The 14,002-nt window shown below is 62.0% G+C and carries 13 protein-coding genes; 8 read left to right on the top strand and 5 right to left on the bottom strand.

What is annotated here, in order from left to right; genetic code table 11:
- Positions 1 to 13: 13 nt before the first annotated feature.
- Entirely contained in the window at positions 14 to 3,058 is a 3,045-nt protein-coding gene (locus RF819_RS18355; protein WP_078366299.1) for a chemotaxis protein CheB, read from the bottom strand.
- Between the two features lie 96 nt (positions 3,059 to 3,154).
- On the opposite strand from RF819_RS18355, the gene RF819_RS18350 reads away from it, so the two are divergent.
- From RF819_RS18350 to RF819_RS18330, 5 genes are all read left to right on the top strand, one after another.
- A complete protein-coding gene (locus RF819_RS18350; RefSeq protein WP_338109577.1) occupies positions 3,155 to 5,614 on the top strand; it encodes a hybrid sensor histidine kinase/response regulator in 2,460 nt (819 codons plus the stop codon).
- 74 nt (positions 5,615 to 5,688) lie between these two features.
- Entirely contained in the window at positions 5,689 to 7,053 is a 1,365-nt protein-coding gene (locus RF819_RS21930; protein ID WP_078366298.1) for a PAS domain-containing sensor histidine kinase, read from the top strand.
- A complete protein-coding gene (locus RF819_RS18340; RefSeq protein ID WP_078366297.1) occupies positions 7,050 to 7,658 on the top strand; it encodes a chemotaxis protein CheB in 609 nt (202 codons plus the stop codon). The genes RF819_RS21930 and RF819_RS18340 overlap by 4 nt, the downstream gene beginning before the upstream one ends.
- A gap of 94 nt (positions 7,659 to 7,752) precedes the next feature.
- The gene (locus tag RF819_RS18335; RefSeq protein ID WP_078367053.1) at positions 7,753 to 8,571 is read left to right on the top strand and encodes a response regulator; all 819 of its coding nucleotides are present in this window, start codon (positions 7,753 to 7,755) and stop codon (positions 8,569 to 8,571) included.
- A 29-nt stretch (positions 8,572 to 8,600) separates the two neighbouring features.
- Positions 8,601 to 9,323, top strand: coding sequence for a Crp/Fnr family transcriptional regulator (locus RF819_RS18330; RefSeq protein WP_078367052.1), 723 nt, complete (start codon positions 8,601 to 8,603; stop codon positions 9,321 to 9,323).
- On the opposite strand, the gene RF819_RS18325 is transcribed toward RF819_RS18330, so the two are convergent.
- Both RF819_RS18325 and RF819_RS18320 read right to left on the bottom strand, forming a co-directional pair.
- Entirely contained in the window at positions 9,317 to 9,790 is a 474-nt protein-coding gene (locus RF819_RS18325; RefSeq protein WP_078366296.1) for an outer membrane lipoprotein, read from the bottom strand. The two genes, RF819_RS18330 and RF819_RS18325, sit on opposite strands and share 7 nt — an antisense overlap.
- A gap of 11 nt (positions 9,791 to 9,801) precedes the next feature.
- Positions 9,802 to 10,380 (bottom strand): BON domain-containing protein, encoded by a 579-nt coding sequence (locus tag RF819_RS18320; protein WP_078366295.1) that lies wholly within the window; start codon positions 10,378 to 10,380, stop codon positions 9,802 to 9,804.
- A gap of 153 nt (positions 10,381 to 10,533) precedes the next feature.
- On the opposite strand from RF819_RS18320, the gene RF819_RS18315 reads away from it, so the two are divergent.
- The 3 genes from RF819_RS18315 to RF819_RS18305 all read left to right on the top strand — a co-directional run bounded on the left by RF819_RS18315 (position 10,534) and on the right by RF819_RS18305 (position 11,906).
- A complete protein-coding gene (locus RF819_RS18315) occupies positions 10,534 to 10,752 on the top strand; it encodes a hypothetical protein (protein ID WP_078366294.1) in 219 nt (72 codons plus the stop codon).
- A 150-nt stretch (positions 10,753 to 10,902) separates the two neighbouring features.
- Complete coding sequence (locus tag RF819_RS18310) at positions 10,903 to 11,415, top strand: GNAT family N-acetyltransferase (protein WP_078366293.1); 513 nt, start codon at positions 10,903 to 10,905, stop codon at positions 11,413 to 11,415.
- A 62-nt stretch (positions 11,416 to 11,477) separates the two neighbouring features.
- On the top strand, positions 11,478 to 11,906 hold the full coding sequence (locus RF819_RS18305) for a VOC family protein (RefSeq protein WP_078366292.1): 429 nt from the start codon (positions 11,478 to 11,480) through the stop codon (positions 11,904 to 11,906).
- Between the two features lie 64 nt (positions 11,907 to 11,970).
- On the opposite strand, the gene cls is transcribed toward RF819_RS18305, so the two are convergent.
- Both cls and RF819_RS18295 read right to left on the bottom strand, forming a co-directional pair.
- Positions 11,971 to 13,371 carry a cardiolipin synthase gene (cls, locus tag RF819_RS18300; protein WP_078367051.1) on the bottom strand — a complete coding sequence of 467 codons (1,401 nt, stop codon included), beginning with the start codon at positions 13,369 to 13,371 and terminating at the stop codon, positions 11,971 to 11,973.
- Between the two features lie 204 nt (positions 13,372 to 13,575).
- Positions 13,576 to 13,884 carry a BON domain-containing protein gene (locus RF819_RS18295; protein ID WP_078367050.1) on the bottom strand — a complete coding sequence of 103 codons (309 nt, stop codon included), beginning with the start codon at positions 13,882 to 13,884 and terminating at the stop codon, positions 13,576 to 13,578.
- Positions 13,885 to 14,002 lie beyond the last annotated feature (118 nt).

Genomic DNA, 14,002 nt, shown 5'->3' with positions numbered 1-14,002 from the left:
GCCTCCGTGGTGTTTAGGTGTCTGACGTTCGCAATCGCTCCGTCGTGGTCACAGCATAGACCTTGCCGTTGGTATCAATCAGTGCGGTAGCCAACAGAGACACCTCCACCGTCTGGCCGCTGCGGGTCAGCCTCTGGGTCGGGTACAGCGCCAGCACCTGGCCTGCGCTGAGCTGTTGCAGTCGTTGCATGGCCTCGTCCACCAAGGCCGGTGGAATGCGTTCACGCAGGGTCATCTGCAGGGCCTGCGCCTCGGTCCAGCCGTACAGGCGCTCAGCCGCCGGGTTCCAGGCCAGGATACGGCCTTCCAGGTCGGTCATGGTGATCGCGTCAAAAGCGTCGCGCACCACCACCGCCAGCCGCGCCAGCTGGTTGGCCTGCGCCAGTGTCGCCTCGGTGCGTTTGAGCTCGCTGATGTCGCTGAAGGTGATCACCGCGCCCTCGATCACATTGTCGAGCGTGCGGTAGGGCCGGATGCGCAGCGTGAACCAGGCACCGTCGGTGGTCTGCACCTGCACGTCTTTGGCCACCAGGGTGTCAAGCACGGCTTGTGCGTCACTCACCAGGCTGGTGTAACCCACCAGGTTCGACACAATGTGCCCGACCGGGCGCCCCACGTCACTGCTGATCAGGTTGATGAGCTGGGAGGCGGTCGGGGTAAAGCGCAGGATGCGCAGCTGGTGGTCCACAAACACGGTGGCAATGCCGGTGCCCGCCAGCAGGTTGTTCATGTCGTTGTTCAGGCGGGACAGGTCGTCGACCTTGAGGTTGAGCTCGTTGTTGACGGTGGACAACTCTTCGTTGACCGACTGCAGCTCCTCCTTGGAGGTCTCCAGCTCCTCGTTGGTGCTCTGCAGCTCTTCATTGACCGACTGCATCTCCTCGTTGCTGGACTTGAGCTCCTCGTTCGAGCTTTCCAGTTCTTCGAGGGTGCTTTGCAGGTACTCGTCCTTGGCGCGCAGCTCCTCGCGCAGGGTGCGCATTTGGGCGGCGCTGCCGTCTGTGGCCTCACCGGTCTGAGCGCTGGGCACGGCGGGTTCTTGCAGCGGCTGTTGCGCCTCTTCCAGAAGCACCAGGTACAGCGGTGCATCACTCTCGCTCTCGGGCCCGGCCAGCGCCGGGCCGGTGGCCACTGCTCGCACACACAGGTTGACGCGGCTGAAGTGGCCATTGGTCTTGACCCGCAGGCCCGGGATGTGCACCGGCTCCTGCTGCGCCACACAGCGGTGCAAGGCATTGGTCAGCGCCGGGCGCAGGCCTTCACGCGCCATCTTGAGGATGTTGGCCACCCCGACCTCGCCCGGTGGCGGCTCCAGGTACATGCCGGTACGCCCGTGCAGGTACAGGATGTCACCCAAGCTGTTGATCAGCGCCCCGGCGGGCACCACTTGCGCCAGCAGCGCTTGCTCGGTCAGCTCACGCAAGGGCAGTTTGGCCGAGAACACGTCCCGGCCCGCGCCCCGCAGCTGCGTGGCCTGCCCGGTGTGGGGTGCGGGCAAAAAACGCCCGGGTGAGCGCAACAGACCAGCCTCGGTGGCTTTGCGTTGGTAGATCTTGGCCTTGCGGTCGAGTGAGGCAAACAGCGTCAACGCATCACCCACGCCTTCGGAGGTGCCCAGAAACAGCAGGCCGTGCGGGTTCAAGGCGTAGTGGAACAGTGGCATCAGGCGCTTTTGCAGGTCGGCCCCCAGGTAAATCAGCAGGTTGCGGCAGGTGATCAGGTCGAGCCTCGAAAACGGCGGGTCGCGCGTCAGGTCCTGCTCGGAGAACACCAGCATGTCGCGGATGCTTTTGTGGATGCGGTAACCGCCGCCATCGGGTTCGGCCGTGAAATAACGCGCCAGCCGCAGCGGCGTGATGTCGGCCGCAATACCCGCCGGGTACAGCCCGGCGCGGGCAAAGGTGATGGCGCGGCTGTCGATGTCGGTGGCAAACAGCTGCACGGTGTAGCTTTGCTGCAGCGTTGCCATGTGCTCTTGCAGCAGGATCGCGATCGAATACGCCTCCTCTCCGGTGGAGCAACCCGCCACCCAGATGCGCACCGTGTCATTGGCGGCGGATTTGCCCGCAAACAGCATCGGCACCACCTGCTTTTCAAACACCTCAAACACCTCGGGATCGCGGAAAAAGTTGGTCACCCCAATCAGCAGGTCACGAAACAGCGCCTGGGTCTCTTCGCTGTTGTGCTGCAGGTAACGCACATAGTCGTCAATCTGGCTGATCTGGTGCACCGACATGCGCCGCTCGATCCGGCGCTGGATGGTGCTGGGTTTGTACTGTGAAAAATCGTGTTTGGTCTGGGTGCGCAGCAGCACAAAAATGCGCTTCAAAGCGCTTTCGTTGATGAGCACCGACTTGTCAGCACGCATCGCCAATTTGCCAAAGGCGTAACTCACATAACTGCTCAGGCGCGCGGGCATCTGCTTGGCGTCGAGCTGGTAGTCCACCAGGCCGGTGGCCATGGCGCTGCGTGGCATGCCGTCAAACTCGGCGTTCTCGGGGTTTTGCACCATCACCATGCCCCCGGCATCCTTGATGGCGCGCAGGCCCAGTGTGCCGTCGCTGCCGGTGCCCGACAGCACCACACCAATGGCCCGTTCACGCTGGTCAGCGGCGAGGGACTTGAAGAAAAAGTCGATGGGCAGGCGTTGCCCGCGTGGTGCGCCGGGTGCCAGCAACTGCAGGCTGCCGTTGATCAAGGCCATGTCGTGGTTGGGGGTGATGATGTAGACGCAGTTGGGCGCCACCGTCATGCTGTCTTCGACCTCCAACACCGGCATCGGGGTGAAGCGGCGGATCAACTCGGCCAGCAGGCTTTTGTGGTCCGGCGCCAGGTGTTGCACCAGCACAAAGGCCATGCCGCTGGCCACCCCCTCGGGCATGCCCGAGAAAAACGCCTCAAACGCCGCCAGCCCACCGGCCGAGGCGCCAATGCCCACAATCGGAAACGGGCCAGGGTTGTCGGGCGCTGCTGCGGCTGCGTCGTGGGGGGCTGTGCCCGGGTCAGGGGTGCTTGGGGTCGGCAAGGTGGCAAGGGCGCCCGTGGATCGTTGTGTCATGCGGGGCTCCTGGTCAAACCGGTGGGTGTGCGGGCACTTGGCGCCAGCATCTGGCTGGAGTGTAGGCCTTACGCAGTGTTACCAAATATGTAGCTGTTGTCCCTTGATAGACAAGGGCTAGAGGCCGATTGTTCTCAAAGTGGGGCTTATGTGCGCCAGCGCACGCAGGCCATGGACGTGCACCCGTTATGCTGGACCACCTCCACCAAGGGCTGTTGTGGCCTGGTTTCCTCGGGTTCTGTCTTGAAAAATATCTCCAAACCATTCACCTGGCTGGCGGCGGCGTTGCTGTTGTTGGGTGCGGGCGCTTATTTCACCTATGGGTCGGTTTACCCCAGGCTTGAAGCGCTGGTTCTGCTGGCTCTGCTGATGGCCGCCTTCCTGGTGTTCTGGGGCATCCAGAAAACACAGCAGGCTGAGAAAAACCTGGCCCATCTGGACACCCTGCGCCTGCTGGCCGCACAAGAGGAAAGCAATCGCCAGTTGTTGGCGGCCAACGCCAAAGCCCAGGAGGACGCCCAAAAGCTGGCGGTGACGCTGGACTCGATTGGGGACGCGGTGATTGCCACCGACGCCCAGGCACGCATCACCTTGCTCAACCCGGTGGCGCAGAAGCTCACCGGCTGGACACTGGCGCAGGCCATCGGGCAGCCGGTGGACGAGGTGTTCAAGATCATCAACAAGGTCAGCCGCGAGCCGGTCTCGGTGCCGGTGCTGGAAACGCTGGCACACGGCACGGTGCAGGGCCTGGCCAACCACACGGTGCTGCTGTCGCGCGATGGCCCGCACTACGACATTGCCGATAGCTGTGCGCCTATCCGCGATGCCGATGGCCTGGTGGTGGGCGCGGTGCTGGTGTTTCGCAACGTCACCGAGGAATACGCGGCGCAACAGGCACTGCGCCAGGTCAGCGCCTTGCAAAAAGCCATTTTCAACAGCGCCAACTTCTCCAGCATTGCCACCGACGCCCAGGGCGTGATCCAGATCTTCAACGTGGGGGCCGAGCGCATGCTGGGCTACACCGCCGCCGAGGTGGTGAACCGCATCACCCCGGCCGACCTGTCCGACCCGCAGGAGATGACGACGCGGGCCGCATCACTCAGCACGGAGCTGGGGACCGAGATTGCACCGGGTTTTGAGTCCCTGGTGTTCAAGGCCTCGCGTGGCATCGAAGACATTGACGAGCGCACTTACATCCGCAAGGATGGCCGTCGCCTGCCCGCCATGGTGTCGGTGACCGCCTTGCGTGACGAGAACGAGGCCATCATTGGTTACCTGCTGATTGGCACCGACAACACCGCCCGCCGTGCCGCCGAGGTCGAGCGTGAGCGGCTCGACCGGGTGCTGCGCGACAAAAATGCCGAGCTCGAGGCCGCCCGCGCCGCTGCCGACAAGGCCAACCTGGCCAAGTCCGAGTTTTTGTCAGGCATGAGCCACGAGTTGCGCTCACCGCTCAACGCGATTCTGGGGTTTGCGCAGTTGATGGAGTCGGGCACACCGCTGCCCACACCGTCCCAAAAAGCCAGCATCGACCAGATTCTGCGTGCGGGCTGGTATTTGCTGGAGCTGATCAACGAGGTGCTGGACCTGGCACTGATCGAGTCCGGCCAGCTCTCGCTCTCGCGTGAGCCGGTGTCGCTGTCTGAGGTGCTGCAGGACTGCCAGACCCTGATGGCGCCCGCCGCACTCAAAAAATCGGTCAGCCTGCAGTTTGTACCACTGACGCTGCCGTGTTTTGTCAGCGCCGACCACACCCGCCTGAAACAGGTGGTGATCAACCTGCTGTCCAACGCCATCAAGTACAACCGCCAAGGCGGCAACGTGACGGTGAGCTGCCACGAGGGCGCCAAAGGGCGCATCCGTCTGAGTGTGCAAGACACCGGTGAGGGCCTGCCCGCCGACAAACTGGCGCAGTTGTTCCAGCCTTTCAACCGGCTCGGCAAGGAAGACAGCGAGGAGGAGGGCACCGGCATCGGTCTGGTGGTGAGCAAACGCCTGGTCGAGCAGATGGGCGGTGAGATGGGCGTGGTCAGCAGTGTCGGCGCGGGCAGTGTGTTCTGGGTCGAACTGGCGCTGGTGGGTGCACCCCAGTTCAACGACGAGGTCAACGAGATGCAGCTGGTCCAGGCTGCCCCGCTGGCCAGCGGTGAGCGGGTGCGCACCCTGCTGTATGTGGAAGACAACCGTGCCAACATGGAGCTGGTGCGCCAGCTGATTGCCCGGCGCCCGGACCTGCGCATGTTTGGCGCAGAAGACGCGACCCGTGGCATGGCGCTGGCGCGGGAGCACCAGCCTGATGTGATTCTGCTGGACATCAACCTGCCCGTCATCAACGGTTTGCAGGCGCTCAAGATCCTGCAAGAAGACGAAGACACCCGGCACATCCCGGTGCTGGCGCTCAGTGCCAACGCCATGCCGCGCGACATTGAACGTGGTTTGGCGGCGGGTTTCTTGCGTTACCTGACCAAGCCGATCCGGGTCACCGAGTTCATGGACGCGCTCGATGCCGGGCTGGCCTTGGCACAGACCCAGCGTGCCGCGTTGCAAGAGCTTTGATGTTTTTGCAAGACATTGGCCTCAAGCCCTTTTCCAATAAGGGCATATAGCTATCACTATGGGAGCTATCCTTGATGTCTGACAGCCACACAATCCCTCCGCCCGGCGCGCTTGACGACACCGCGGGCCTGGTGGTGGCGCTGCAATCTTTGCGGCGGCGGGCGCAGGACAGCCACCAGCTCAAGGCGCCGCTGCCGCTGGAGATGCTCAAGGAGATGCAGCCCGAAGACGCGCAACTGCTCTACCACGAGCTGCGGGTGCACCAGATTGAGCTGGAGTTGCAAAACGAAGAGCTGCGCCGTGTCCAGCTGGAGCTGGAGCAGGCGCGCGAGCGCTACTTTGACCTGTACGACATGGCCCCGGTGGGTTACTGCACGGTCGATGGCGAGGGCCAGATTCAGGAGGCCAACCTGACCGCTGCCACGCTGCTGGGGGTGACACGCAGTGCGCTGGTCAAGCTGCGCATCACCCACTTCATGCCGATGGTCCAGCGCAAAATTTACCAGCAGTGCTGCGCCTTGCTTGACACCTTTGGCACAACCCAGACCTGCGAGTTGCAGATGATCACCGGTGTGGGGCAGCCGATCTGGGTCACCCTGGTGGTCAACATGGCGCGCGCCGCCAGTGGTGCCGTCACCCTGCGGGTGATGTTCAGGGACGTGTCAGAGCGGGTGCGGCTGGATGCGGTTTTGCAGGTCAAAAACACCGAGCTGGAGCGCGCGCGCCAGCTGGCCGACAAGGCCAACAGCGCCAAGTCAGACTTTTTGACCAGCATGAGCCACGAGCTGCGCTCACCGCTCAACGCCATCCTGGGTTTTGCCCAGCTGATGCAGGCCAGCAGCCCACCGCCCACCCCGGCACAAAAGTCGTCGATCGACCAGATCCTGCACGGCGGCTGGTACCTGCTGGACCTGGTCAACGAGATACTGGACCTGGCCAGCATCGAGTCGGGCCAGCTGGCACTGGCTTTGGCGCGTGAGTCGCTTGAGGACGTTCTGGCGGATTGCCAGACCATGATCGAACCCCAGGCCACGGCCCGGGGTTTGGTGGTGAATTTCCCGAGCTTTGCCCAGCCCTGCCTGGTGTTCTCAGACCGGCGTCGGCTCAAGCAGGTGGTGATCAACCTGCTGTCCAACGCCATCAAATACAACCGCCCGCATGGCACGGTGACGGTGAGCCTGAGCCAGCCCGCACCCGGGCGGGTGCGCCTGAGTGTGCAGGACGACGGGCTGGGCCTGTCGCCAGAGCAGCTGACCAACCTGTTCCAGCCGTTTAACCGGCTCGGCCAGGAGGGTGGGGCGCAAGAGGGCACCGGCATTGGCCTGGCCGTGAGCAAACGCCTGGTGGAGATGATGGGCGGCAGCATAGGGGTGAGCAGCCGGGTCGGTGTGGGCAGTGTGTTCTGGTTCGAGCTGGCGCTGGCCGAAGGGGCCGTATGAAGGGCTTTCCGATGGTCTGTGTGGGTGGCTCGGCCGGTGGGCTGGACGCCTACATCAGGCTGCTGCAGCACCTGCCGCCCGACATGGGGGTGGCGGTGGTCATCGTCAACCACATCACCATTGCCGCAACCCAGTTGCACGAGGTGCTGCTGCGTTTTTCGAGCATGCCGGTGGTGCTGATCACCGACGGCCAGCCGGTGCTGCCCAACTGTGTGTTCATCATCCCGTCCAACCGCGATTTGCATGTGCAAGACGGTGCGTTTGTGCTCAAACCGATCTCCAAACCCCGAGGCTGGCCCGATGTGATCACGGTGTTTTTGCGCTCCTTGTCGCAGCAGTGGCGCGGCAAGCTGATTGCGGTGATTGTGTCGGGGTATGACGGTGATGGTGCGGCGGCGCTGTGTGGCATTCGCGCTGTGGGTGGCATCACCATCGCCCAGAAACCCAGCACCGCCCGCCAGCCCGACATGCCACAAAGTGCCATCGAGACTGGTTGTATTGACTTTGTGCTCTCCCCCGAAGACATCGCCAAGGAAATTGTCGGCATTGCACAGATGCAGTCCGATGTTTTGCCAGCACCGCCCGATGTTGTGCCAGAAACATAGACAAATTGGCCTCTAGCCCTTATATCAATTCAACCAAAAGCTATACAAAATGAAGCGCTCTGCTGCCCATTCCACGCACCAAGAGGAACCTGCCATGCCACTCTCCGCCGAAATTCTCCAGGCCAACATCCTGATCGTTGATGACCAGATGGCCAATGTGCAGCTGCTCGAACAACTGCTGGGCGAGGCCGGTTACAGCCAGGTCAGCGCCTGCATGAAACCTGAGGAAGTGTGTGCGCTGCACCGCAAAAACCACTACGACCTGATCCTGTTGGACCTGCAGATGCCGGTGATGGACGGTTTTCAGGTGATGGAGGGGCTCAAAACCAACACGGCCGACAGCTACCTGCCGGTGATTGTGCTGACCGCCCAACCCGGCCACAAGCTGCGTGCGCTGCAAATGGGTGCCAAGGACTTCATCAGCAAACCGTTTGACCTGGTGGAGGTGAAAACCCGCATCCACAACATGCTGGAGGTGCGCCTGCTCTACAAAAAACTCGCCAACTACAACCGCGAGTTGGAGGCCACCGTGGCCGAACGCACCGCCGAGTTGCGCGAGAGTGAAGCACGCTACCGCAGCCTGACCGAGCTGGCCTCGGACTGGTACTGGGAGCAGGACGAAAACGGCAATTTCACCAAAGTCTCGGGTCCGGTGCTTGAGATGCTGGGCATGCAGGTCGAGCCCCTGGCCGGGGACAGCGGCCCGGCCGAGCTGGACGGCTGGGTGGAGGCCGAGCGCGAGAAATTGCGCCGCACGATCACCGAGCGCCAGCCGTTTCTGGACTATGTGTTTCGCCGTGTGGGCGCCGACGGCAGCCAGCAGACCTTTCAGGTCAGTGGTGAGCCGATGTTTGACCGCGCCAGCCGTTTTATCGGTTACCGCGGGATTGGTGTGGAGTTGACCTCCAAGTGATGAGCCAAGCAAACCTAGCAAAGAACAGCATGTCTTTACCTCACACCCCGAACCAGAACCATTTGCTGGCGGCTTTGTCTGCGGCTGATTTCGAGACTTTGGCCCCGCACCTGGAACTGGTGCCGATGCCGCTGGGCCAGATGTTGTTTGAGCCCGGCAGCCAGATGCGCCATGCCTACTTTCCCACCACCTCGATCGTGTCGCTGCACTACGTCACCGAGTCCGGCGCCTCGGCCGAGACCGCCGGTGTCGGCAATGAAGGGGTGGTCGGTGTCTCGCTGTTCATGGGCGGTGAGAGCACCTCCAGCTCGGCGGTGGTGCAGACCGCTGGCCAGGCCTGGCGGCTGGACCGCCACACCCTCAAGGCCGAGTTCAACCGCGGTGGCGCCTTGCAGCGCCTGCTGCTGCGTTACACCCAGGCTTTGATGACCCAGATGGCGCAGACGGCGGTGTGTAATCGACACCACTCGGTGGAGCAGCAACTGTGCCGCTGGTTATTGCTCACACTCGACCGGCTGCCGGACCGCGAGCTGGTGATGACGCAGGAGCTGGTGGCCAGCATGCTCGGTGTGCGCCGCGAAAGTGTCACCGACGCCGCTGGTCGTCTGCAGACCGCCGGTTACATCCGCTACCGACGTGGCCACATCGGGGTGCTCAACCGCGCAGGCTTGGAGTCCAGCGTGTGTGAGTGTTATGGCGTGGTCAAAAAAGAGCTGGACCGCCTGCTCAGCGACGTTCAGCCGCGTCAGTAGCGCCGCAGCACACCGTTGTCGACCTGCACCCGATCACCTACGCGGATGTCGACGTTGGTGCTTTGGGTGAAGACCTGGTTGTTGCCGTCGCTCATGCGCAGGGTGAATTTGTAGACGCTGGTGCTTTGTGCCGCCTGCTGGTTCTTCTCGAGCGTATGCCCAGCATAGGCGCCACCGGCAGCGCCTAGAACAGTCGCAGCGGTGTTGCCGCTGCCACCACCTACTTGGTGGCCCAGGATACCGCCAACCACCGCGCCAGCAATGGTGCCCGCACCGATGCCGCCTGTCGCCACGGGCTGCTTCACCAACTCAATCGACTGCACCACACCGTATTGGGTGGCGGCGTTGCTGGTCTGCGGCAAGGCGTTGCCGGTGGGGTTGGCGGGTGCCATGCTGGTGGCGCAGGCGCCTAACAACAGCAATGTGCTCACGCCAAGGACGGTTTGGAAGTTCTTTTGAATGTTCATGGGGACCTCGCTTACTTCTTGATGCTCATCTGGTTGCCGACCTCGGTCACACCACTCACGCCGTGGGCAATTTCGAGGGCGCGGTCAATCTGGCCCTGGTTGTTGACAAAACCGCTGAGCTGAACCTCGCCCTTGTGGGTTACCACCGTGATGTCCAGGCTTTTGATGTTGGCGTCTGCCAGCAAGGCGGCCTTGACCTCGGTGGTGATCACGCTGTCATCGATCTTGTTGCCCACCGTGGCCACACCGTCTTTGATGCTGAGTTTGTTGTTGATGTTGGTGACACCCTCAACCGCCTTGGCGACGTTCACCGCCTGGTCGATCTGGGTCTGGTTGCTGACAAAACCGCTGAGCATGACCTCACCCTTGCGGGTTTCGACCTGGATGTCAAAACCTTTGACATCGATGTTGTCGAGCAAGGCGGTCTTGACGCGGGTGGTGACGACACTGTCGTCCACCTCGGTGCCCACCGTGGTGGCTGGTGCAGCGGCACCGGTGCCATCCACCGGTTTGCTGCAAGCGACCATCGAAAGGGTCATCACACCGGCGAGGGTGGTGGTCACGAGGCGCAGGCCCAAGGGGTTTTTCATAAACATTCTCCGAAAGTGATAAGACAGGCCCGACTGTGGCCTGCGCCGGCGCGTCTGTCGGTGCGATAGCGAACCCAGCGCCTGTGTGTGCGGGCGCACAGACCGGGCGCAGGGCGGTCGGCACACTCGCCCCATTTGACAGAAAGTAGACCCATGAACCCCATCAAACTGATTGGTATCGTCCTGATTGCCGCTGGCGCCCTGGGCCTGGTGTACGGTGGCTTCAGCTACCCCGCAGAGACCACCGCGCTCAAACTCGGCACCATGGAGCTCAAGGTGCAAGAAACCAAAACCGTCAACGTGCCGCTGATCCTGAGCGCCGCAGGCATCGTGGTGGGCGCCGCTTTGCTGGTGTTTGGCCGCAGCAAATAGGTGATTTGGCGTGCGGGTGGATGGGGGCACACAGCACTTCGCTGTTGACCATCCACCTCAATCTCATCGGCCCTGCCGAGAGGGCGGTGCAGCTGGCTCAGTATGATCTGACACCTTCAGACGTACTCACCCCGGCGTGTTTTTCCCGCGATGACCAGTAACAACACCGTCAGCCTTCATCCCCTTCAAATCACCGATCTCGAAGCGCTTCAGGAGGCGGCCAACAAAAGCCAGGACCGTCTGGTGCCGTGGTATTCAACACCCCAAACAGTTGAGTCCTGGCGCGAGTTCATGCAAAGGCGCCTGGGTCCAAACGATCTGGGTTTCCTGGTCCGTCGCACTTCAGACGATACATTGGTTGGCTTTATCGACATCACGAACATCGTGCGTGGTGTTTTTCAAAGTGGTTATCTGTCGTACTTCTCCGTCTCACCGCATGAAGGTCAAGGTTTCATGGCCTCGGGCTTGCGGCTGCTTGTTGAGCATGCGTTTACCGAGTTGCACCTGCACCGCCTGGAAGCCAACATCCGCCCTGAAAATGAGAAGTCCATTGCCCTCGTCAAACGGACAGGCTTCGCCCGAGAGGGGTACTCACCCCGCTATCTAAAACTCGATGGCGCGTGGCGAGACCATGAACGTTGGGCGATCTTGGCAGAGGCTTGAAGGCGCGCTGCGACAGGCACGTCCATCGCACCGGGCACTGGCATGTTCACTAGGAGTATTTGATGGAAACGCAAGAACTACATCGGGGTCGTCTGATTGATCACATCCAGCTGGTGGTGCGAGACCTCTCGAAGAGCCAAACTTTTTACGCGGCCATTTTGGCTGCGCTCCATGTTCCTATGGGAGGCACGGGTGAGGGCTATTTCTGGGCAGACGAGTTGTTTGTGACCGCCTTCGATAGCCCGGCGGCGCTGGGGGTGCTGACGGGTCGTCATCACCTGGCGTTCCAAGCGCAAGACCGGGCGATGGTCGACCGTTTTTACCAAGCCGCGCTCGCGCATGGCGGTCAGGACAATGGTGCGCCCGGCGAGCGTGCTTACCATCCTGGCTACTACGCTGCCTTCGTTTTGGATCCAGACGGCAACAACATCGAAGCGGTTTATCACGGTGAAGCAACGCGAAGCTCAGCCTCTGTGGTGATCACGTTCTGACCACGGTGGCCATCGCGGTGTTGATGGCATCGCGAGGGCTTGCTCTGCTGTGTTGCAGTGCGTCTTACAGCCAGCGCTCCCACAGCCGTGCCAACCACTCCTTGAGCTTGACACCCAGCGGACGTTTGGCCCAGGTTTGGGCGTCGATGGCTTGAGATGCGGCCTGGTCGATGGCAAAGGCGGCGGCCATCTGCGCCGCAAAGTCGCGCCCCAGCACCACCGCGTTGACCTCGTCGTTGTCCATGAAGCTGCGCCAGTCCAGGTTGCTGGAGCCCACGGTGGACCAGACACCGTCGACTATCGCGGTTTTGGCGTGTAACAGCGCACCCTGGCGCTCGTAAATCTTGACCCCACCTTCCAGCAACGGGCCGTATTGCGCGCGCCCGGCGTGGAACACCAGGGCCGAGTCGCTGTAGCTGGGCAGAATCAGCCGCACATCCACACCCCGCGCGGCGGCGTCAATCAGCGCTTGAATGAGCTGCGGGTCGGGCACAAAGTAGGCGTTGGTCAGGTAGACCTGTTTTTCAGCGTTGCTGATGGCCGAGACCAGCGTCAGGTAGACCAGGCTGTAGGGATCGTCTGGGGTGCTGCCGATGGCTCGCACAATGTCTTTGCCAACCGCCACCGGTGCCGGGGTGTAGTTTTTGGCCATGAGGGCTTTGCCTTTTTGTTTGTCCCAGGTCTGCAGGAACAGTTTCTGGAAGTCGGCCACCACCGGGCCGTCGATCCGCAGGTCGGTGTCGCGCCAGGCGTTGGCGCCCTGGCTGGCCTTGGGGCTGCGCCGCAGCACAGAGCCCGAGGTGTAGACACTGCTGATGTTGATGCCACCCAGAAACACGGTGCGCCCGTCCACAATCAGCAGTTTGCGGTGGTCGCGGTTGTTGAGCAACCAGGTGTTGCCGCGCGTGGCCAGCGGGTTGACCGGGTTGAACTCCAGCACCGCCACACCGGCCTCGGTCAGCACGTCAAAAAAGGCTTTGGGCGTGCCCAGGCTGCCCACACTGTCGTAGATCAGGTTCACCTGCACACCCTGGCGCTGTTTGTTGATCAAGGCCTGTGCAAAGGTCTGGCCCATGGCATCGTCTTCGATGATGTAGGTCTCCATGTTGATGTGGTCCTGCGCTCCGGCGATGGCGTCCAGCATCGCAGCGTAGGTGGCCGGGCCGTCTTGCAGCAGGGTGACCTTGTTGCCCAGCACCAGCGGGCTGTCATTGATGGCCTGCTCCAGCGCAATCTGTTTGTCCAGGATGTCGATGTCACCCGCGCTGCGTTTGAGGGCCGCCACGATGGCGGCACTTCTGCGCTCTGACACCGGGCCTTTGGCGCTCTCAAACTGGGCTGCCTGTTCGCTGTGGCGCGCCAAAATGGCTTGGGTATCGGGCAGGCTGGCGCAGCCGGTGGCGCCCAGGGCACCCACCAACAAACAAACAGCAAGGTAAAAACGTTGGCAAAGAGGGCTTGGCATGGTGTGGGCAGTGGGGCTGTGGTGTCCATGAATGCGGTCTTTGTTCTTGCCCAGAAGTGGCTGGCAAGTGGCAAGACCCACGTGAAGACGCCCCGTGATCCGATAGGCGAATCCGGGGCGACAAGCTGTTTAGGCCAAGCTCAGGCACAGGTCAAAGGGCACTGATTGGTATGAACCCCCTTTCCTGAACGTTGCGAGTTGTCCTTACGGACGGATGGCAATCTCGTTGCGCACCGACTTGACGTTGTTGACGCCGCGCGCAATGCGTTCGGCTTCGGTCTTTTCAAGTGTGTTCTTGGCAAAGCCGGACAACATCACCACACCATTGAGCGTCTCGACGCTGATGGAAGAGGCAGCGACCACCTTGCTCTCGGCCATGCGGGACTTCACCAGGGTCGTGATGCCTGCGTCATCGACGTAAGCGCCAACAGTTTGTTGGCCACGGCTGACGGCGCAGCCGGTGGCAGTGAGCAAAGCGGCAGCGGTCATGACGGCGGCAAGGGCAAGTTTCATATTCATAAAGAACTCCAGCAGTTTGATGGTGCATGCCCCACCATCTTTGGGCGACAAACCGGGTTCCCCCCAGTTGATGTCTGAACTGTAAAAGTCTGGTGTGGGGTACGTCTGTGCG

Origin of the sequence: Rhodoferax fermentans, assembly GCF_002017865.1 — a bacterium.
Lineage (GTDB): Bacteria > Pseudomonadota > Gammaproteobacteria > Burkholderiales > Burkholderiaceae_C > Rhodoferax > Rhodoferax fermentans.
This window is presented reverse-complemented; position numbering and strand designations above follow the sequence as displayed.